This window comes from Variovorax beijingensis (assembly GCF_007828835.1).
Taxonomy (GTDB): Bacteria; Pseudomonadota; Gammaproteobacteria; order Burkholderiales; family Burkholderiaceae_C; genus Variovorax; species Variovorax beijingensis_A.
Genome location: NZ_VIVL01000002.1, coordinates 162564 through 183317 on the forward strand (window position 1 = coordinate 162564; position 20754 = coordinate 183317).

A 20754-nucleotide genomic window follows, 5' to 3' on the forward strand; every position below is an offset into this window, starting at 1 on the left:
GCTGTGCGAGCCTCGTTGCATTGAATCGATGGCGCCAAGCTTCGGCTTTTCCGCGTTGCGCGGCCATTCGCTTCTTTGGACGGGGGTCTCCGAAAAAACGAACGGACGCAGGCCGCGCCAGCGCTCACAATTTGTGCCATGGAGCTCTACCAACTGAAGACCTTCGTTGCCATTGCGAAGGAGGGCAGCCTCACCCGCGCCGCCGAGCGCGTGTTCACCAGCGCGCCGGCCGTCAGCGCGCAGCTCAAGGCACTGGAGGACGAACTGGGCGTGAAGCTGTTCGAGCGTACGCCGCGCGGCATGGTGCCCACGCAGGCCGGCCGCAGCCTGCTCGAGGAAGCGGAACGCACGCTGGCCTCGGCCATGCGCATGCGCTCGGCCGCCGAACAGCTGCGCGGCGCGGCGCAGGGCGTGGTGCGCTTCGGCACCGTGGTCGATCCGGTGGCCTTGAGGCTCGGCGAGGTGCTGGTCAAGCTTGCGGAGCGCCATCCGCAGGTCACGCTGCAGCTGCGGCAGGGCCTGTCGTTCGAGACCCTGGCGGCGGTGCAGCGCGGCGAGCTCGACTGCGCCTACGCGCTCAGCGACAGCGAGCAGGTCGAAGGCATGGAGCTGCTGCGCCTCGTTCCGGTCGAGCTGGTCGTGGCGCTGCCGCTGCCGGTTTCCGAGGCCCACCCGGGCCTCACGCTCGACGAACTCACCCAGCTGCCGTGGGTGGGCACGCCGCCCACGTGCATCCTGCGCACGCACCTCGAGAAGCTGTTCGCGGGCGCCGGCCGCGACTACCGGCAGGGCCGCACGGCCGACAGCGAAAGCGCCGTGCGCAGCATGGTCGCAAGCGGCATGGGCGCGGGCCTGCTGCGGCTCGACCAGGCCGAGCAGGGCGAGCGCAACGGCGAGCTTGCGATCTGGAACGGCTGGCGCTCGCGCACCTGGCTGTGCTGGCTCGCGGCGCAAGGCCGGCACGCGAGCGCCGTCGAGGCGGTGCGCAGCGCGGTGCTCGAAACCTGGACCTGAGCGGCGCGCGTAGAGGCCGCCGAATTTGCAGCGGGCGCGCGCGGCCTGTCATCATTCGCGCCTGCAATGACCCAAGAACCGACTCTCTCCATGGATCTGTTGAACCGCGCCAGGCAGCTCCTGGCCGCTCCGGACGGCACGCTGCCCGGCGCCGCCGCCACGCCCGAGGCCGGCTGCGTGGTGCTGATTGCGCTGGGCGACGGCGCGAGCCGCGCGCGCGTGGTCGCCGGGCGCGCCGAAAGCGCCGAGCAGGCCTGGCAAAAGGCCAGCGATGCGGCGATTGCGCTCGCGCAGCGCATCGGCATGCAGCCGCGCCGCGTGCGCGTGGAGCTGGTCGACCAGGTCGAGCCCATGAGCTGGGGCGCGCTGAAGGACCGCCTGGCGCGTACCAAGCGCAACTACTTCAACCAGGGCGTGTCCCTCGATGCGGCGTTCGACGCGGCGCTGCTCGCGCCGGAGATCAACGGCAGCGCCATCTTCTACAACGGCACGGTGGGCCATGCCGAGCCCAATCCGGGCAACCTGCGCCTTCATGCGAAGCGGCGCTTCGGTGTCGAGCTCGATTTTCCGCAGGACGACGCGGCGCCGGTGTGGTGCTTCACCACGCGCGCGGCCTATGCCGATGCGGAGGGCGCGTGGCCCATCACCCCCAAGGGACAGGCGGCGGGCTACCGCACGCTGCCCGAGTGGAGCGCCGGCCAGGTGCGCAGCCTGGTGGACAGCGCGAGCGACTATCTCGCGGCGCAGATCAAGCCCACGGGCGAGTTCCACTACGGCTGGTTCCCGTGCTTCGACCGCGCGATTCCCACCTACAACACCTTGCGCCACGCGAGCTCGACCTATGCGCTGCTCGAGGCCTGGGAGCTGACCCGCAGCGACAGCCAGAAGGCGGCCATCGACCGCTCGCTGTCGCTGCTGACGCAGCGGCTGATCCGCCAGGCCGAGCTGCCCGGCGGCACGCGCGCGGCCTACCTGCTGGACATCGGCGACGAGGTCAAGCTCGGCGGCAATGCGGTGTGCCTGCTGGCGCTCGTCAAGTACACGGAGCTCACGGGCGATCCGCAGCACCTGCCGCTGATGGAGCAGCTCGCGCTCGGCATCCAGGCCATGCAGGATCCGGCCACCGGGCGCTTCGTGCACGTGCTCAACTACCCCTCGCTCGAGGTGAAGGACGCCTTCCGCGTCATCTACTACGACGGCGAGGCGGCCTTCGGCCTGATGCGCCTGTACGGCCTTACGCGGGACGAGCGCTGGCTCGCGGTGGTCGAGAAGGCCTTCGAGCATTTCATTGCCGCGGAGCACTGGCGCGCGCACGACCACTGGCTGAGCTACTGCGTCAACGAGCTCACAAGGGTTCGGCCCGAAACGCGCTACTACCAGTTCGGCCTGCGCAACGTGGCCGACTACCTGGACTTCGTGCTGGAGCGCATCACCACCTTCCCGACCCTGCTCGAGCTCATGATGGCTGCGCGCGAGATGGTGGAGCGCCTGGCCGCCGACCCCGCGCTGCGCCCGCTGCTCGAAGGCTTCGACCGCGCCAAGTTCGACCGCGCGCTCGAGCATCGCGCGCGCTACCTGGCCAACGGCTACTTCTGGCCCGAACTCGCGATGTTCTTCCGCAACCCGGACCGCATCGCCGGTTCGTTCTTCATCAAGCACCACAGCTTCCGCGTTCGCATCGACGACGTGGAGCACTATTTGTCCGGGCTCATTGCCTACTGGAAGCACCGTCGATGAACAGCAGCAGCAATATCACCACCCGCGAATTCGGCCGCATGCCCGACGGGCGCGTCGTGACCGAATACACCCTGGACAACGGCTGGGGCCTGCGCCTCAGCGCCATCAACCATGGCGGCATCGTCACTGCGTTGCACGTGCCGGACCGCCATGGGCACAGCGGCAACATCGTGCTCGGCCTGCCGAGCCTCGCCGATTACCTCGGCCCGCATCCGCACCTGGGCACCATCGTCGGGCGCTACGCGAACCGGATCGCAGGCGGGCGCTTCACGCTCGATGGCGTTGCGCACCAGCTCCCGCTGAACAACGGCGCCAACTCGCTGCATGGCGGGCACCGGGGCTTCGGCACGCGCTTCTGGCAGATCGAGCCGGTGCCGGCGGACAGCGCGGCGGGCGACATCGCCATCGAGCTTCGCTACACCAGCGCCGACGGCGAAGAGGGTTTTCCGGGCGAGGTGCAGGTGACGGTGCGCTACGCGCTCAGCACCAGCGAGAACACCTGGCGCATCGACTACCGCGCCGTGGCCGACCGGCCCACGGTGCTGAACCTGAGCCATCACGACTACTTCAACCTCGCGGGCGAGGGTGCGGTGCTGGACCATCGGCTCACGATTCCCGCGAGCCGCTACTGCCCGGTCGATGCGGGCCTGATTCCGCTCGGCCTCGCGCCGGTGGCCGGAACGCCGTTCGACTTCCGCGCAGCCACGCCCATCGGCGCGCGCATCGATGCGCCGCACGAGCAGTTGCGCATCGCCGGCGGCTACGACCACAACTGGGTGCTCGACCGCGAGCCGGCCGGCCTGGCATTGGCGGCCAGGCTCGAACATCCGCCATCCGGGCGCGTGATGGAGGTGCACACGACCGAGCCGGCGCTGCAGTTCTATTCGGGCAACTTCCTCGACGGCAGCCTGCGCGGTGCCGATGGCGAGAGCTTGCGGCGCGGTGCGGGGCTGTGCCTGGAAACACAGCACTGCCCCGATTCGCCGAACCAGCCGGACTTTCCTTCGACGGTGCTGCGGCCGGGAGAGGTGTTCGGCAGCAGCACACTTCACCGCTTCGGCATTTCCTGAACCGTGGCCGCAACGAGCTTGCGGACCACCGGAAGCACCACCAGCAGCGACGGAAACGCGACCAGCCAGGAGACGCCCCAGGCGCTCATCCACATCTGCAGGAGCCCGCTCGCGAGCCCCACGCTCTTGAGCGTGGAGACGCCGGCGACGATGCAGGACATGAAGACCGAAAGGAAAAACGGCATGACGATGCCCGCATAGCGGGCGGGAAGTTTTCTGCGGTTCATGGGCGGGCCAGCTCCTGGATGTATCGGTTCAAGGTGCGCGGCTCGCGGCCGAGGATCGCCCGCAGCGTCAGTGGATTTCCGCCGAGCCCGTGCGCGGCATAGTGCGCGTGCACCCTCGAGAGCAGCAGGCGTTGGCGCTCGTCGTAGGGCGGATTGGCCCGCGCAACCCAGTCGCCGAAGCTCCATTGCTCGGCCGACACCGGGCGCCCCAGCGCCTCGCTGGCCATGCGCGCGATTTCAAGCCGGTTGAAGCGGTCAGGCGCGCACAGCTCGAAGCTGCCGAAGGCGAGGTGGTCGCCCGTCAGCGCGAGGGCGGCGACTTCCGCCACGTCGCGAAAGTCGACCCGGGCGATGCGCGTGGAAACGGGGTAGGGCTCGGCAAGCACGCCGTCCTTCACGATGGCGGGCCAGGCGGCATTCAGGTTCTGGAAGAAGTTGGCGGGATGCAGCAGCGTGTATTCAAGATCCGATTCGAACAGCGCCGTCTCGACCGCGACCTTGCTCGCATGGTTGGCGAGCGTGGCGTGCGTGGGCTGGATCACCGAGGAGAAAACGAACTTCCGCACGCCCGCGCCGGCGGCTGCGGCCACCATGTTGCATCCCATCCGTGCTTCGTCGGGCTGGAAGGCGGGGCCGATGTGGAACACGCCGCCGGCGCCCGCGGCCGCGCGCGCAAGGCTCGCCGGGTCGCGCAGGTCGCCGACGACCGCTTCGGCCGCGCCGTTGCCCAGGGCGGCGCGCGCGCCTTCTTCGTTGCGCACCAGCGCGCGCACCGCGGCGCCGCGCGCCAGCAGGGCAGACACCACCCAGTGCGCGACCCGGCCGGTCGCGCCGACCACCAGTACGGTGGCTTTTCTTTGCTCTTGCATGCATCTCTCCTTCGGTTGAGCGGTTCAAGACCGCGGCCGAAGAACGATACGAATTGCCGAAAAGTTTGAGAATCCATGCAAATCGACATAGACCTTCATTCAAAACGGAAAGATCTCATGGAGCAGATCCAGGACATCCGGGCCTTCGTGGCCATCGTCGACCACGGCAGCCAGAGCGCAGCGGCGCGGCACCTCGGGCGCTCGGTCCAGTCGGTCAGCCGCTCGCTCGGCGCGCTGGAACGCAGCCTCGGCGTGCAGCTGCTCCGGCGCACGACGCGGCAGTCCTCGGTCACCGAGGTCGGCCTCGCCTACCACCGCCGCGTGCAGGCGGCGCTTGCCGAAATCGATGCGGCGGCCGCCGAGGCGAGCAGCCAGCTCGCATCGCCCAGGGGACTGCTGCGGATTGCCGCGCCGGTGCAGTTCGCGCCGGCTTTCGTGGTGCCGCTGATCGCCGCCTTCATGCGGCGCTATCCGGCCATGGAAGTGGAACTCACCGCCTCGGACCGCTTCGTGAACCTGATCGACGGCGACCTGGACCTCGCCATCCGCATCGGCGAGCTGCCCGACTCCGAACTCGCCGCCCGGCGGCTCGGCGGCTTGCGCATGATCGTGGCGGGCGCTCCGGCGTATTTCGAGCGCCATGGCCGCCCGCAGCGGCCCGAAGACCTGGCCGGCCACCAGTGCCTCGTGCGGACCACGCACGAGACCGATGCGCACTGGCCCTTCACGGTCAACGGCAGGCCAAGGCGGGTCAAGGTCTCGGGGCGGTTCCGGGCCGACAACACGGCGGCCATCTATGCGGCCGTGACGCAGGGCCTGGGCCTGTGCTTCACGCCGCTCTGGCAGATTCGCCATCTGCTGGAGGGCGGCCGCGTCGAACTGGTGCTGACCGATTTCGAACCGCCCGAAATACCGGTGCACGTGGTGTGGCCCGCCGCCAGGGGAAGCCAGGCAAGGGCGAAGCTGTTTGCGGACTTCGCCGCCGAGAACCTGCCTAGGCCTTGACGGCCGCCGCGCCGAACTCGGCCGCGGGCAGGCCCGGGCTGCCGATGCGCACCGCGAACAATCCGCCGGCCAGCGGCTCGGCCTCGAGCTGTTCGGCCGTGAGCCCGCTGCGCGCGGTGCTGATGTAGAGCGTGCACAGGTCCTCGCCGCCGAAGGCGCAGTCCGTGACGTTGCTCGCGGGCAGTTCGATGCGGCACAGCTCGGCGCCGCTCACCGGGTCGTGGCAGCTCACGCAATGGCCGCCCCAGCGCGCGATCCAGAGGCGGCCGGCCGCGTCGGTCGTCATGCCGTCGGGCAGGCCGTCGCCCTCGGCGAAGCGAAGCCACACCCGCTTGTTGCCCACGGTGCCGGCCGTGCTGTCGAAGTCGTAGGCGTAGACGCAGCCTTCGACCGTGGCGTTGAAGTACATCGTGCGTTCGTCGAGCGACCAGGTCGGCCCGTTGGTCACCGCAAAGCCGTCGTCGTGGCGCGTGCAGCGGCCATCGGCGTCGAAGCGGTAGAGCGCGCCGGTGGGCGCCACGCAATCGAAGTCCATGGTGCCGCCCCAAAAGCGGCCCTGCCGGTCGCACTTGCCGTCGTTGAAGCGGTTGCCGGGCCGGTCGGGCTCGGGCTGGTGCAGGTAGCGCGGCGGCGCATCGACCGCGGGATCGAAGAAGGCGAAGCCGCGGCGCATGGTGACGATCAGCCCCGGCGCGTCCGCGCGCTCGGCCAGCGCGGTGATCTCCTCGTCGAACTGCCAGCTGCGGCGCGCGCCGCTGGCCGGATCGAGCCGGTACAGGCGGCTTTCGAGGATGTCGATCCAGTAGAGCGCCCGTTCGCGCGGCGACCACAGCGTGCCTTCGCCGAGCGTGGCGCCCGCGGGCCACAGGCACTCGGGTTGGCCGACGATCGATGGCACGCCAAGGGGCGTGGGAGTGGATGCGGTGCTGCCGGTCTGGGTCATTTGTTTTGCGCCTTTGTTGTCTCGGTCCTTGACGCGGCGGATCGTATCAAGGCATATTGATAATAGAAACCAAACTATTTGGCATCAAGTGATATTGATTTTGCAATGTCACAGCCAGCTCTCTGGAGACCCCCATCTTGAAGGATTCCCCGCAGCTTTCGATTCATCCCAGCCTGAAGGGACGCACGGTGTTCGTCACCGGCGGCGGCAGCGGCATTGGCGCGGCGATTGTGGCCGCGTTTGCCGCGCAGGGCGCACGCGTGGCCTTCGTCGACATTGCCGAAGGCGCCAGCGCCGCGCTCGCGCAGCGCATCGCACAAGAAGGCCATGCCGCGCCATGGTGGCGCGCCTGCGACGTGCGCGACATCGGCGCGCTGCAGAAGGCCATTGCCGATGCGGCCGCCGAGCTCGGCGACTTTGCGGTGCTGGTCAACAACGTGGCGAGCGACGACCGCCACACGCTCGAATCGGTCACGCCCGACTACTACGACAACCGCATGGCCATCAACGAGCGGCCCGCGCTGTTCGCGATCCAGTCGGTGGTGCCGGGCATGCGGCGGCTGGGCTTCGGCTCGGTGGTCAACCTGGGCTCCACGGGCTGGCAGACCAAGGGCTCGGGCTATCCCTGCTATGCGATTGCCAAGTCGTCGGTCAATGGCCTCACGCGCGGCCTGGCGGTGGAACTGGGCCGCGACCGCATCCGCATCAACACCGTATCGCCCGGCTGGGTGATGACCGAGCGGCAGGTGCAGCTGTGGCTCGACGACGAGGGTGAGCAATCGCTCAAGCGCAACCAGTGCCTGCCCGACAAGCTGATGCCCGAGGACATCGCGCGCATGGTGCTGTTCCTCGCGTCGGACGACGCGAAGATGTGCACCGCGCAGGAGTTCACCGTGGATGCGGGCTGGACCTGATCAGTCCAGTTCCAGCTTGCGGCCGTAGACGCTGAGGCTCGCGGTCTTCAGCGCCTTCATCATCACCTTGGCCGCCGGCGACAGCAGCCGGTCGGTGCGCGTGATGATGCCGAAGGCGTCCATGTGGCAGGGCATGTCCAGCGGCAGCAGCGACACGATGCCGTGCGCGGCGTAGTAGCGCGCCACGTCGGTCGCGAGCACGGCGACCATGTCGCTTTGCTGCAGCATGCGCGTGATGAAGAGCAGGGCCGAGCTCTCGATGATGTTGTTCGGCGGCACCAGGCCCTCCTCCTGGAACATCAGCTCGAAACGGTGGCGCAGCACGCTGCCCGCGGGCGGCACGATCCAGCCGGCGCCCACCACGTCGCGCAGCGTGAGGCCGCTCATGCCCAGCAGCGGATGGCCGGGGCGCACCAGCGCACACACCGGCTCCTCGGCCAGCGCCTCGTAGCGCAGCTGCGACTTGTCGTGCTCGGCGAAGAGCCGCGCCACCAGGATGTCGAGCTTGCCCTGCTCGAGCCGCTCGATCAGCACCGCGCTGGTCTCGATCTCGAGCGACACGCGCAAATCGGGCTGCTCGCGCTTCACCATCGCCACCGCGGGCGGCATCAGCGTGAGGCCCGGCGCGGTGATGGCGCCCACGCCCACCTGGCCGAAGCGGCCCGCCTTGAGCGCGGTGAGTTCGTCGTGCGCCTGGTTCAGGCTGGCCAGCGCCACGCGGGCGTGGCGGATCATGGTTTCGCCATACCAGGTGGGGCGCATGCCGCGCGGCAGCCGGTCGAACAGCGGCACTTCCAGCACGTCCTCCAGGTCCTTCAGCAGCTTGGAAGCGGCCGGCTGGGTCATGTTGAGCACCTGGGCCGCGCGGTGGATGTTGCCTTCCTCCGCCAGCGCCACCAGCAAGAGCAGCTGCCGCGTCTTGAGGCGCGCACGGATGAACCAGTGGTTGTAGTTGGTCATGTCTCGTGGGTTGTTGTTTGTGAGAGCTTTGTGCTCAGAGGGTTTTCCAGAATCCAGCGATTGATATGCATTTTGTCGAAAAAATGATTGGATTGATATCAATTCTGTTCATAGACTCGCCGCACTTTTCCAAAACGAGAGACAAGGTCGGCGCGCAGGTGATTCACGGCGAGATCCATCAGAACGTGCGGCAATACATCAACGGCCGCTGGGAAACCAGCGCGACCACCGGTGTGAGCGCCAATCCTTCGGACACCAGCGAAGTGGTGGCCGAATACGCACGCGCCGATCGCCGCCAGGTGGAATCCGCGATCCGCGCGGCCGCCGACGCCTTTTCCCACTGGAGCCACAGCACGCCGCAGCGCCGGGCCGACGTGCTCGACCGCATCGGCACCGAACTGCTGGCGCGCAAGGACGAACTGGGCCTGCTGCTGGCGCGCGAGGTCGGCAAGACCCTGCCCGAAGCGGTGGCCGAGGCGGCGCGCGCGGGGCAGGTGTTCAAGTTCTTCGCGGGCGAGGCGCTGCGCGGCGGCGGCGAGAACATGGCCTCGCTGCGCGCGGGCGTGCAGGTCGACGTCACGCGCGAACCGGTCGGCGTGGCCGGGCTCATCACGCCGTGGAACTCGCCGCTCGCGGTGCCGGCAACCAAGATTGCGCCGGCGCTCGCGCACGGCAACTGCGTGGTGTTCAAGCCCGCCGAGCTGGCGCCGGCCTGCGGCTGGACGCTGGCCGAGATCATCAGCCGCGCCGCGCTGCCCGCGGGCGTGTTCAACCTCGTGATGGGCAGCGGCCGCGAGGCGGGCCAGGCACTGGTCGACAGCCCGCTGGTCGATGCCCTGAGCTTCACCGGTTCGGCGCGCAACGGCGAGCGCATCCTGCAGGCGGCCGCCGCGCGGCGCGCCAAGGTGCAGCTCGAGATGGGCGGCAAGAACGCACTCGTGGTGCTGGCCGACGCCGACATCGACCATGCGGTCGACTGCGCGGTGCAGGGCGCTTATTTTTCCAACGGCCAGCGCTGCACGGCATCGAGCCGGCTGATCGTCGAGGCCGCGGTGCACGACGCGTTCGTCTCGCGGCTCCGCGAACGGCTCAAGGCGCTGAAGATCGGCCATGCGCTCGAACGCGGCGTCGACGTCGGGCCGCTGGTCGATGAAGAGCGGCTGGCGCGCAGCCTGGCATGGGTCGGCATTGCGCGCGAAGAGGGCGCCGAGCACGTATGGGGCGGCGAGCCGCTGCAGCGCGCAACCGCCGGCCACTACATGAGCCCCGCACTGTTCCTGGCCACGCCCGGGCACCGCATCGCGCGCGAGGAAATCTTCGGCCCGCTGGCCTGCGTGCTGCGGGCGGCCGACTACGACGAGGCGCTGGCGCTGTGCAACGACACCCCTTCGGGCCTGAGCGCGGGCATCTGCACCAACTCGCTCAAGCACGCGATGCATTTCAGGCGCCATGCCGAAGTCGGTATGACGATGGTCAACCTGCCGACGGCGGGCGTGGATTTCCACGCGCCCTTCGGCGGGCGCAAGGGGTCGGGCTACGGGCCGCGCGAACAAGGGCGCCACGCCGCGGAGTTCTACACGACGGTCAAGACCGGCTACATGCTGGCCTGACCACCACGGATGGTTTTCATCAACAAGCAAGCACTCAGAAAGAAGGAGACATTCCAATGAAACTCAATCGCCGCACCCTCAATATCGCACTCGCCGCCGCCTCGCTCGGCGGGCTCCTGCCTGCCACCGCGCTGGCGCAGAAGAAGATCGTGCTCGGCTTCAGCCAGGTGGGCGCCGAGAGCGAATGGCGCACCGCCAACACCGAGTCGATCAAGGCCTCGGCCAAGGAAGCGGGCATCGAGCTCAAGTTCTCCGACGCGCAGCAGAAGCAGGAAAACCAGATCAAGGCGATCCGTTCGTTCATCGCGCAGAAGGTGGACGTGATCGCCTTCTCGCCGGTGGTCGAGTCGGGCTGGGAAACCGTGCTGCGCGAAGCCAAGGCCGCGAAGATCCCGGTGGTGCTGACCGACCGATCGGTGAACACCAAGGACGACTCGCTCTACGTGACCTTCATGGGCTCCGACTTCGTCGAGGAAGGCCGCAAGGCGGGCCGCTGGCTGGTCGAGAAGATGAAGGACCAGAAGGGCGACGTGAACATCGTCGAGCTGCAGGGCACCGTGGGCTCGGCACCGGCCATCGACCGCAAGAAGGGCTTCGAGGAAATCATCAAGGCCGACCCCAAGTTCAAGATCCTGCGCTCGCAGACCGGCGACTTCACGCGCGCCAAGGGCAAGGAAGTGATGGAAGCCTTCCTGAAGGCCGAGGGCAAGAAGATCAACGTGCTCTACGCGCACAACGACGACATGGCCATCGGCGCCATCCAGGCCATCGAGGAAGCGGGCCTGAAGCCGGCCAAGGACATCACGATCATCTCGATCGATGCCGTCAAGGGTGCCTTCGAAGCCATGATCGCTGGCAAGCTCAACGTGTCGGTCGAATGCAGCCCGCTGCTCGGCCCCCAGCTGATGAGCGCCGTGAAGGACATCAAGGCCGGCAAGCCGCTGCCCAAGCGCATCGTGACCGAAGAGACGATCTTCCCGATGGAAGTCGCCGCCAAAGAGTTTCCCAATCGCAAGTACTGAGAGCCCACACCCATGAAACGCAACTTCCTCAAGGCCTCGCTCGCAGGCATCGCACTGGCCATCGCCGGCATCGCGCCGCTCGCGCATGCGCAGGACAAGGGCCCGATCGCCATCTCGATGCCGACCAAGTCGTCGGCGCGCTGGATCGCCGATGGCGCCAACATGGTCAAGTACTTCAAGGAGAAGGGCTACAAGACCGACTTGCAGTACGCCGACGACGACATTCCGAACCAGCTCGCGCAGATCGAGAACATGGTGACCAAGGGCTCCAAGGTGCTGGTCATCGCGGCCATCGACGGCACCACGCTGTCCGACGTGCTGCAGAAGGCGGCCGACAAGGGCGTGAAGGTCATTGCCTACGACCGGCTCATCAAAGGCTCGAAGAACGTCGACTACTACGCCACCTTCGACAACTTCCAGGTCGGCGTGCTGCAGGCGCAGTCGATCGAGGCGGCGCTGGGCCTGAAGAGCGGCAAGGGCCCGTTCAACATCGAGCTGTTCGGCGGTTCGCCCGACGACAACAACGCCTTCTTCTTCTACAACGGCGCGATGTCGGTGCTGGAGCCGTACATCAAGAGCGGCAAGCTGGTGGTGCGCAGCAAGCAGATGGGCATGGACAAGGTCGGCACGCTGCGCTGGGACGGCGCGGTGGCGCAGGCCCGCATGGACAACCTGCTGTCGGCCTACTACACCAAGGACCGCGTCGATGCGGTGCTGTCGCCGTACGACGGCCTGTCGATCGGCATTCTCTCGTCGCTCAAGGGTGTGGGCTACGGCTCGGCGTCGCAGCCGATGCCGGTGGTGTCGGGGCAGGACGCCGAGATCCCGTCGGTCAAGTCGATCCTGCGCAAGGAGCAGACCTCGACCGTGTTCAAGGACACGCGCGAGCTGGCCAAGGTCACGGTGGCCATGGTCGACGCCATGCTGTCGGGCAAGACGCCCGAGGTGAACGACACCAAGACCTACAACAACGGCATCAAGGTTGTGCCCTCGTACCTGCTCAAGCCCGTGAGCGTGGACGGCGGCAACTGGAAGCAGGTGCTGGTCGACAGCGGCTACTACAAGGAAAGCCAGGTCAAGTGAGCGTCGGAATGGCAGCAGCAGAAGCGGACGGCCGCAGCATCCTCGAGATGCGCGGCATCACCAAGACATTTCCGGGCGTGAAGGCGCTCAGCGATGTCAACCTGGCGGTGCGCGCGGGCGAGATCCATGCGGTGGTCGGCGAGAACGGCGCGGGCAAGTCGACGCTCATGAAGGTGCTGAGCGGCGTCTATCCGTGCGACTCGTACACCGGGGAGATCCACTTCGAGGGCGAGCTGCGCCGCTTCCGGAGCATTGCCGACAGCGAGAAGCTCGGCATCATCATCATCCACCAGGAGCTGGCGCTGGTGCCGCTCTTGTCCATCGCCGAGAACATCTTCCTTGGCAACGAGATTGCGCACGGCGGCGTGATCGACTGGTTCGCCGCCTATGCGAAGACGCGCGAGCTGCTCGCCAAGGTGGGCCTGAAGGAGCCGCCCACCACGCTGGTGACCGACCTGGGCGTGGGCAAGCAGCAGCTGGTGGAGATCGCCAAGGCGCTGGCCAAGGAGGTCAAGCTGCTGATCCTCGACGAGCCCACCGCCAGCCTCAACGAAAACGACAGCGATGCCCTGCTGATGCTGCTGCTCGAGCTCAAGCGCCAGGGCATCGCATCGATCCTGATCTCGCACAAGCTCAACGAGATTGCCAAGGTGGCCGACTCCATCACCGTGCTGCGCGACGGCGCCACGGTGGAGACCATGGACTGCCGCGGCCAGCCGATCAGCGAGGACCGCATCATCCGCGGCATGGTGGGGCGCGACATGGCGCACCGCTATCCGCAGCGCAATCCGAAGATCGGCGAGACGGTGTTCGAGGTGCGCGACTGGCGCGTGCACCATGCGCTGCATGCCGACCGCGAACAGATCAAGGGCGTGGACCTGCATGTGCGCAAGGGCGAGATCGTCGGCATTGCGGGCCTCATGGGCGCGGGCCGCACCGAACTCGCGATGAGCGTGTTCGGCAAGTCCTACGGCCAGCGCATCAGCGGCACGGTGCTGATGCACGGACAGCCGGTGGACGTGGGAACGGTGCGCAAGGCCATCGACCATGGCATTGCCTACGTCACCGAAGACCGCAAGGGCCTGGGGCTGGTGCTGGAGGAAAACATCCAGAAGAACGTGAGCCTGGCCAACCTGGAGGCGGTCTCGAGTTCGATGGTGATCGACGACGCGCGCGAATTCAAGGTGGCGAGCGACTACCGCCGTGCACTCAACATCCGCTCGTCGGGCGTGGAGCAGCTGGTGGTCAATCTGTCGGGCGGCAACCAGCAGAAGGTGGTGCTCAGCAAATGGCTCTTCACCCAACCCGAACTTTTGATTCTCGACGAACCCACGCGCGGCATCGACGTGGGCGCCAAGTACGAGATCTACACCATCATCGACCAGCTCGCGAGCGAGGGCAAAGGCATTCTCATGATTTCTTCCGAACTGCCGGAACTGCTCGGCATGTGCGACCGCATCTACGTGATGAACGAGGGCCGCTTCGTGGCCGAATTTCCGGCTGCCGAGGCTTCGCAGGAGCGCATCATGCATGCCATCGTGAGTGCGGGGAGTTCCGTCCATGTCGCAGCCTGAAGTCAACGCGGTGAACGCCGCCGTCCCCATTGCAGAGGCCGCCCCGAAGCTGCACGCCGGCTTCCTGAAGAACAACCTGCGCGAATACGGCATGCTGATCTCGCTGGTCGCGATCATGGTGCTGTTCCAGGTGCTGACCGACGGCACGCTGCTGCGGCCGCTGAACCTGACCAACCTGCTGCTGCAGAACAGCTACGTCGTCATCATGGCGCTGGGCATGCTGCTGGTGATCGTGGCGGGGCACATCGATCTGTCGGTGGGCTCGGTCTGCGGCTTCATCGGCGCGCTGGCGGCGGTGCTGATGGTGGAGTACGAATGGCACTTCGTGCCGACGGCCATCATCAGCATTGCGGCGGGCGCGGCCATCGGCGCCGCGCAGGGCTGGTTCGTCGCGTTCCGCAAGATCCCGTCGTTCATCGTCACGCTCGCGGGCATGCTGGTGTTCAAGGGGCTCACGCTGGCGCTGCTGGCGGGGCAGTCGGTGGGACCGTTCCCGGTCGAGTTCCAGCGGCTGAGCTCGGGCTTCATTCCCGATCCGCTGGGCGGCGACGCATTGCGCACCACCTCGCTGGTGGTCGGCGCACTGGCCGCGGCGGCACTGGTGTTCTTCAAGCTGCGCGGGCGCGCCAAGCTCGCGGCGCACGGCATGGAGACGGAGCCCTATGTGTTCTTCCTCGTGAAGAACCTGTTCTTCGCGGCCATCATCCTTTTCTTCAGCTACCTACTCTCGACCTACAAGGGCCTGCCCAACGTGCTGATCGTGATGGCGGTGCTGATCGTGGTGTACGACTTCGTCACCAACCGCACCACCATCGGCCGGCGCATCTATGCGCTCGGCGGCAACGAGAAGGCGGCGCGGCTGTCGGGCGTGAAGACGCAGCGGCTTGCCTTCCTGACCTTCGTCAACATGGGCGCGCTGGCCGCGCTCGCGGGCCTGGTGTTCGCGGCGCGGCTCAACACGGCCACGCCCAAGGCGGGCCTGGGCTTCGAGCTCGACGTGATCGCGGCCTGCTTCATCGGCGGCGCCTCGGCCTCGGGCGGCGTGGGCCGGGTGATGGGCGCGGTGATCGGTGCCTTCATCATGGGCGTGATGAACAACGGCATGTCGATCCTGGGCATCGGCATCGACTACCAGCAGGTCATCAAGGGCCTGGTGCTGCTGGCGGCCGTGTTCATCGACGTCTACAACAAGAACAAGTAGGCGCATGAGCCAGAGCGGCATCAGCCCCGTGCTTGAACTGCGGGGCATCCACAAGCAGTTCGGCGGCATCCCGGTGCTGCGCGACGTGCAACTGCGGCTGTACCCCGGCGAAATCCATGCGCTGATGGGGCAGAACGGCGCGGGCAAGTCGACGCTCATCAAGGTGCTCACGGGGGTTCTTCCGTCGAGCGGCGGCGAGATGCACCTCGAGGGAAAGCCCATTCATCCCGCCTCGCCGCTGGAGGCGCAGAAGCTCGGCATCAGCACGGTCTACCAGGAGGTCAACCTGTGCCCGAACCTCTCGGTGGCCGAGAACGTGTTTGCGGGCCGCTATCCGCGCTGCGGCGCGGCGCAGGGCTTTCGCATCGACTGGGCGGCGGTGAACCGGCGTGCCGAAGAACTGCTGGCGCGCATCGGGCTGGACATCGACGTGAGCCGGCTGCTGTCGAGCTATTCGGTCGCGGTGCAGCAGATGGTGGCCATTGCGCGCTCGCTGGGCGTGTCGTCGAAGGTGCTGATCCTCGACGAGCCGACTTCGAGCCTGGACGACGACGAGGTCGAGAAGCTGTTCGAGGTGCTGAGGCGCCTGCGCAGCGAAGGGCTCGCGATCGTCTTCGTGACGCACTTCTTCAACCAGATGTATGCGGTGTCGGATCGCATCACGGTGCTGCGCAACGGCAACTGGGTGGGCGAGTGGCGCGCCGCGGACCTCGGCCCGCAGGCATTGATTGCCGCGATGCTGGGGCGTGAGCTGGCAGCCCAGTCGGCCCGGCCCGCGGCGCTGCCGGCCTTCGATGAAGCCGCGCCCGCCTTGCTGCAGGCCGAGGGCCTGGGCCAATCGGGGCAGCTGCAGGCCACCGACCTGCGCGTGCGCGCCGGCGAGGTGGTCGGCATCGCGGGCCTGCTGGGCGCCGGCCGCACCGAGCTGGCGCGCCTGCTGTTCGGGCTCGAGGCGCCCGACCGCGGGGTGCTGAGCATCAATGGCCGTTCCGTCAGCTTCTCGAACCCCGCCGACGCCATCCGCGAAGGGCTCGCGCTGTGCCCCGAAGAGCGCAAGACCGATGGCATCGTGGCCGAGCTGTCGGTGCGCGAGAACATCGCGCTTGCGCTGCAGGCGCGCCTCGGCGTGCGGCGCTTCCTGTCGCGTGCCGAGCAGACGGCGATCGCCGAGCGTTTCGTCGCGTCGCTGGGCATCAAGACCGCGAGCGTGGAAACCCCCATCGGCCTGCTCTCGGGCGGCAACCAGCAGAAAGCCATGATCGCGCGCTGGCTCGCGACCGAGCCGCGCCTGTTGATCCTCGACGAGCCCACGCGCGGCATCGACGTGGCGGCCAAGCAGGAAATCATGGAAGAGATCCTGCGGCTCGCGAAGGCGGGCATGGCGGTGATCTTCATCTCCTCGGAGATGAGCGAGGTGGTGCGCGTGGCCCATCGCATCGTGGTGCTGCGCGACCGAAAGAAGGTGGGCGAGCTGCCGGGCGGCTCGAGCGAGGACGAAGTCTACGAAATGATTGCGGCGGCATGAACCAGCGTGATGTCTTGTCTTTCTCCCTCCCCCGCTGGGGGGGGGCCGGGGTGGGGGCCAGCGGCCTTCACTGCCGCGCAGTGTTCGAGGCCGCGTGCCCCCATCCCAGCCTTCCCCCGGAAGGGGAAGGAGCAAGGCAGAAGACATGAAGCGCCTCTCGTCCCTGATGAGTCATCGCCTCGCCTGGCCCATCATCACATTGCTGCTGCTGCTTGCAGTCAACACCGCGTTCAATGCCAGCTTCCTGCACCTCGAATGGCGCGACGGCCATCTGTACGGCAGCCTGGTCGACATCCTGAACCGCGCGGCGCCGCTGGTGCTGGTGTCGCTGGGCATGACGCTGGTGATTGCCACGCGCGGCATCGATGTTTCGGTGGGCGCAGTGGTGGCCATTGCGGCGGCCGTCGCGGCCTGGATGATCGGCGGATCGGTGGCGAGCGACGTGAGCCGCTTCCCGATGCCGCTTGCGATCCTCGCGGCGCTCGGCGTTGCACTGCTCTGCGGCCTCTGGAACGGGATGCTGGTCGCCAAGGTCGGCATGCAGCCGATCATCGCCACCCTGATCCTCATGGTGGCCGGCCGCGGCGTCGCGCAGCTCATTGCCGACGGGCAGATCATCACCATCTACTACAAGCCCTTTTTCTTCCTCGGCAGCGGCTACCTGCTGGGCCTGCCGTTCTCGCTGTTCATCGTGGCCGCGGTGTTCGTGCTGCTCTACCTGGCCATCACGCGCACGGCGCTCGGGCTTTTCATCCAGGCGGTCGGCATCAACCCGACGGCCGCGCGCGTGGCCGGCGTGCAGGCGCGCAGGCTCATCGTGGGCGCCTATGCGTTCTGCGGCCTGTGCGCGGGCGTGGCGGGCCTTCTGATCAGCTCCAACGTCAAGAGCGCGGACGGCAACAACGCCGGCCAGCTGCTGGAGCTCGACGCGATTCTGGCCGTGACGCTGGGCGGCACCGCGCTCACGGGCGGGCGCTTCAGCCTCATGGGCAGCGTGATCGGCGCGCTCATCATCCAGACGCTGACCTATGCGATCTATTCGCTGGGCGTGCCGCCCGAGATCAACCTCGTCGTGAAGGCCGTGGTGGTGTTCGCGGTGATGCTGCTGCAGTCGCCGGAGTTCAGGGCAGAGGTGCGGGCGCTGGTGCAGCGGCCGGTGCATGAGGGGATGCAGTCATGAGCGCGGTGATCGAGGCGGCACCCTCACCCCAGCCCTCTCCCGCGAGCGGGAGAGGGGGCAAGGCAGGGCTCAACCCGAAGTACCTGCCGCTCGCGGCGACCATTTCGCTGTTCGTGCTGGTGGCCACGCTCGGCTCGGTGTTCTACGACGGCTTCTTCTCGGCGCAGGTGTTCCTCAACCTGCTGATCGACAACGCCTTCCTGATCGTGGTGGCCGTGGGCATGACCTTCGTGATCCTATCGGGCGGCATCGACCTGTCGGTGGGCTCGGTGATCGCGCTCACCACGATGGTGTCGGCCTCGCTGGTCGAGAAGCACGGCTGGAGCCCGGCGGTGGTGATTCCGCTGGTGCTGGCCATGGGCACCGCATTCGGCGCGTTCATGGGCCTGCTCATCGAGCGCTTCAGGCTGCAGCCCTTCATCGTCACGCTCGCGGGCATGTTCCTCGCGCGGGGGCTCTGCTACCTGATCAGCATCGACTCCATCAGCATCACCAACGCGTTCTATGCCGAGGTCTCGCAGATCCGCATTCCGGTCTGGGGCGAGGCCTCGCTGTCGATCAGCGCGGTGATCGCCATCGGCGTGCTGCTGGCGGCGGTGTTCATTGCGCACTGCACGCCCTTCGGCCGCGCGGTGTACGCCATTGGCGGCAGCGAGCAGTCGGCCATGCTCATGGGCCTGCCGGTGCGCTCCACGCTCGTTGGCGTCTACACGCTGTCGGGCTTCTGCTCGGCGCTGGCGGGCGTGATCTTCACCTTCTACATGCTCTCGGGCTACGGCCTGCATGCGCTGGGGCTGGAACTCGATGCCATCGCGGCGGTGGTGATCGGCGGCACGCTGCTCACGGGCGGCGTGGGCTACGTGGCGGGCACGCTGTTCGGCGTGCTGATGCTCGGAATCATCCAGACGCTGATCTCCTTCGACGGCACGCTGAGCTCGTGGTGGACGCGCATCGTCGTCGGTGCGCTGCTGTTCGTGTTCTGCCTGTTGCAGCGCTTCTTCACCTCGCGTGCGCCGCGGCGCTGACGCGTTCTTTTTTTCTCTCGCTTTCAGGAAACTTCCGCATGCCGGACCCAACCCCCAAGAAGAAGCTGCGCTCGACCGAATGGTTCGGCTCGGCCGACAAGAACGGCTTCATGTACCGCAGCTGGATGAAGAACCAGGGCATACCGGACCACGAGTTCGACGGCCGGCCGATCATCGGCATCTGCAACACCTGGTCGGAGCTCACGCCCTGCAACGCGCACTTCCGCAAGATCGCCGAGCACGTGAAGCGCGGCATCTCGGAGGCGGGCGGCTTCCCGGTCGAGTTTCCGGTGTTCTCCAACGGCGAATCGAACCTGCGGCCCACCGCCATGCTCACGCGCAACCTCGCGAGCATGGACGTGGAGGAGGCCATCCGCGGCAACCCGGTCGATGCGGTGGTGCTGCTCACGGGCTGCGACAAGACCACGCCGGCATTGCTGATGGGCGCGGCGAGCTGCGACATCCCGGCCATCGTGGTCACGGGCGGGCCGATGCTCAACGGCAAGCTCGACGGCAAGGACATCGGCTCGGGCACGGCCGTGTGGCAGCTGCACGAATCGCTCAAGGCCGGCGAGATCAACCTGCACCAGTTCCTCTCGGCCGAAGGCGGCATGTCGCGTTCGGCCGGCACCTGCAACACCATGGGCACGGCCTCGACCATGGCCTGCATGGCCGAGGCGCTGGGCACCTCGCTGCCGCACAACGCGGCCATTCCGGCGGTCGACGCGCGGCGCTACGTGCTCGCGCAGATGTCGGGCATGCGCGCGGTCGAGATGGCGAAGGAGGGGCTCACGCTGTCGAAGATCCTCACGCGCGAGGCTTTCGAGAACGCCATTCGCGTCAACGCCGCCATCGGCGGATCGACCAATGCGGTGATCCACCTGAAGGCCATCGCGGGGCGCATCGGCGTCGACCTCGAGCTGGAAGACTGGACGCGCATCGGCAGCAACACGCCGACCATCGTCGACCTGCTGCCCTCGGGCCGCTTCCTGATGGAGGAGTTCTACTACGCGGGCGGCCTGCCCGCGGTGCTGCGGCGCCTGGGCGAGAGCGGCCTGCTGCCGCACCCCGGCGCGCTCACCGTCAATGGCCAGTCGATCTGGGACAACGTGCGCGAGGCGCCGAGCCTCAACGACGAAGTGATCCGCCCGCTCGACAAGCCGCTGATCGCCGACGGCGGCATCCGCATCCTGCGCGGCAACCTGTCGCCGCGCGGCGCGGTGCTCAAGCCTTCGGCCGCATCGCCCGAACTGCTCAAGCACCGCGGCCGCGCGGTGGTGTTCGAGAACCTGGAGCACTACAAGGAGCGCATCGTCGACGAAAGCCTCGAGGTCGATGCGAGCTCGGTGCTCGTGATGAAGAACTGCGGCCCCAAGGGCTACCCCGGCATGGCCGAGGTCGGCAACATGGGCCTGCCGCCCAAGCTGCTGCGGCAAGGCATCAAGGACATGGTGCGCATCTCGGATGCGCGCATGAGCGGCACGGCCTACGGCACGGTGGTGCTGCACGTCGCGCCGGAGGCGGCCGACGGCGGACCGCTCGCGGCGGTGCGCGACGGCGACTGGATCGAGCTCGACTGCGATGCGGGCCGCCTGCACCTCGACATCAGCGATGAAGAACTGGCCTCGCGCCTGGCTTCGCTGACCAGCGTCGATGCGCAGCCCATGAGCACGCGCGGCGGCGGCTACCAGAAGCTCTACGTCAACCACGTGCTGCAGGCCGATGAAGGCTGCGACTTCGATTTTCTGGTGGGCTGCAGAGGCTCCGCCGTTCCCCGCCATTCACACTGATCCAT

General features: G+C 67.4%; 18 protein-coding genes. 14 read left to right on the forward strand and 4 right to left on the reverse strand.

Going from position 1 to position 20754, the window contains the following annotated elements; genetic code table 11:
• Positions 1-138 precede the first annotated feature (138 nt).
• The 3 genes from FB547_RS07085 (at position 139) to FB547_RS07095 (ending at position 3821) form a co-directional block, all read left to right on the forward strand.
• A complete protein-coding gene (locus tag FB547_RS07085) occupies positions 139-1014 on the forward strand; it encodes a LysR family transcriptional regulator (RefSeq protein WP_145740824.1) in 876 nt (291 codons plus the stop codon).
• 90 nt (positions 1015-1104) lie between these two features.
• Positions 1105-2751: a Mur ligase gene (locus FB547_RS07090; protein ID WP_261380243.1), complete on the forward strand. Its 1647-nt coding sequence runs from the start codon at positions 1105-1107 to the stop codon at positions 2749-2751.
• On the forward strand, positions 2748-3821 hold the full coding sequence (locus FB547_RS07095) for an aldose epimerase family protein (RefSeq protein WP_145740826.1): 1074 nt from the start codon (positions 2748-2750) through the stop codon (positions 3819-3821). Before FB547_RS07090 ends, FB547_RS07095 begins: the two co-directional genes overlap by 4 nt.
• Here FB547_RS07095 and FB547_RS07100 read toward each other — a convergent pair.
• Together FB547_RS07100 and FB547_RS07105 are read right to left on the reverse strand one after the other, a co-directional pair.
• The gene (locus FB547_RS07100; RefSeq protein WP_145740828.1) at positions 3800-4048 is read right to left on the reverse strand and encodes a DUF2798 domain-containing protein; all 249 of its coding nucleotides are present in this window, start codon (positions 4046-4048) and stop codon (positions 3800-3802) included. The two genes, FB547_RS07095 and FB547_RS07100, sit on opposite strands and share 22 nt — an antisense overlap.
• On the reverse strand, positions 4045-4917 hold the full coding sequence (locus FB547_RS07105; RefSeq protein WP_145740829.1) for an NmrA family NAD(P)-binding protein: 873 nt from the start codon (positions 4915-4917) through the stop codon (positions 4045-4047). The genes FB547_RS07100 and FB547_RS07105 overlap by 4 nt, the downstream gene beginning before the upstream one ends.
• Positions 4918-5034: 117 nt before the next feature.
• Between FB547_RS07105 and FB547_RS07110 the strand changes: the two genes are divergently transcribed.
• Positions 5035-5922 carry a LysR family transcriptional regulator gene (locus tag FB547_RS07110; RefSeq protein ID WP_145740831.1) on the forward strand — a complete coding sequence of 296 codons (888 nt, stop codon included), beginning with the start codon at positions 5035-5037 and terminating at the stop codon, positions 5920-5922.
• Here FB547_RS07110 and FB547_RS07115 read toward each other — a convergent pair.
• Positions 5912-6865: an SMP-30/gluconolactonase/LRE family protein gene (locus FB547_RS07115; protein ID WP_145740832.1), complete on the reverse strand. Its 954-nt coding sequence runs from the start codon at positions 6863-6865 to the stop codon at positions 5912-5914. The genes FB547_RS07110 and FB547_RS07115 overlap by 11 nt on opposite strands.
• Positions 6866-7002: 137 nt before the next feature.
• Between FB547_RS07115 and FB547_RS07120 the strand changes: the two genes are divergently transcribed.
• A complete protein-coding gene (locus FB547_RS07120; RefSeq protein WP_145740833.1) occupies positions 7003-7779 on the forward strand; it encodes an SDR family NAD(P)-dependent oxidoreductase in 777 nt (258 codons plus the stop codon).
• On the opposite strand, the gene FB547_RS07125 is transcribed toward FB547_RS07120, so the two are convergent.
• Positions 7780-8739: a LysR family transcriptional regulator gene (locus FB547_RS07125; RefSeq protein WP_145740835.1), complete on the reverse strand. Its 960-nt coding sequence runs from the start codon at positions 8737-8739 to the stop codon at positions 7780-7782. It abuts the gene before it with no gap.
• Between the two features lie 158 nt (positions 8740-8897).
• Between FB547_RS07125 and FB547_RS07130 the strand changes: the two genes are divergently transcribed.
• The 9 genes from FB547_RS07130 (at position 8898) to FB547_RS07170 (ending at position 20749) form a co-directional block, all read left to right on the forward strand.
• Positions 8898-10349 (forward strand): aldehyde dehydrogenase family protein, encoded by a 1452-nt coding sequence (locus FB547_RS07130; RefSeq protein WP_145740837.1) that lies wholly within the window; start codon positions 8898-8900, stop codon positions 10347-10349.
• Between the two features lie 56 nt (positions 10350-10405).
• Entirely contained in the window at positions 10406-11371 is a 966-nt protein-coding gene (locus FB547_RS07135) for an ABC transporter substrate-binding protein (protein WP_145740839.1), read from the forward strand.
• 12 nt (positions 11372-11383) lie between these two features.
• Positions 11384-12454 (forward strand): multiple monosaccharide ABC transporter substrate-binding protein, encoded by a 1071-nt coding sequence (gene chvE, locus FB547_RS07140; protein ID WP_145740841.1) that lies wholly within the window; start codon positions 11384-11386, stop codon positions 12452-12454.
• An 8-nt stretch (positions 12455-12462) separates the two neighbouring features.
• Positions 12463-14028 (forward strand): multiple monosaccharide ABC transporter ATP-binding protein, encoded by a 1566-nt coding sequence (gene mmsA / locus FB547_RS07145; RefSeq protein ID WP_145740843.1) that lies wholly within the window; start codon positions 12463-12465, stop codon positions 14026-14028.
• Positions 14015-15229, forward strand: a complete 1215-nt coding sequence (gene mmsB, locus FB547_RS07150; protein ID WP_145740844.1) for a multiple monosaccharide ABC transporter permease — start codon at positions 14015-14017, stop codon at positions 15227-15229. The genes mmsA and mmsB overlap by 14 nt, the downstream gene beginning before the upstream one ends.
• A gap of 4 nt (positions 15230-15233) precedes the next feature.
• Positions 15234-16754 carry a sugar ABC transporter ATP-binding protein gene (locus tag FB547_RS07155; RefSeq protein ID WP_145740846.1) on the forward strand — a complete coding sequence of 507 codons (1521 nt, stop codon included), beginning with the start codon at positions 15234-15236 and terminating at the stop codon, positions 16752-16754.
• Positions 16755-16899: 145 nt separating this feature from the next.
• Entirely contained in the window at positions 16900-17934 is a 1035-nt protein-coding gene (locus FB547_RS07160; RefSeq protein WP_145740848.1) for an ABC transporter permease, read from the forward strand.
• On the forward strand, positions 17931-18959 hold the full coding sequence (gene yjfF / locus FB547_RS07165) for a galactofuranose ABC transporter, permease protein YjfF (protein WP_145740850.1): 1029 nt from the start codon (positions 17931-17933) through the stop codon (positions 18957-18959). The genes FB547_RS07160 and yjfF overlap by 4 nt, the downstream gene beginning before the upstream one ends.
• 38 nt (positions 18960-18997) lie before the next feature.
• Positions 18998-20749: an IlvD/Edd family dehydratase gene (locus FB547_RS07170; protein WP_145740854.1), complete on the forward strand. Its 1752-nt coding sequence runs from the start codon at positions 18998-19000 to the stop codon at positions 20747-20749.
• Positions 20750-20754: the final 5 nt, after the last annotated feature.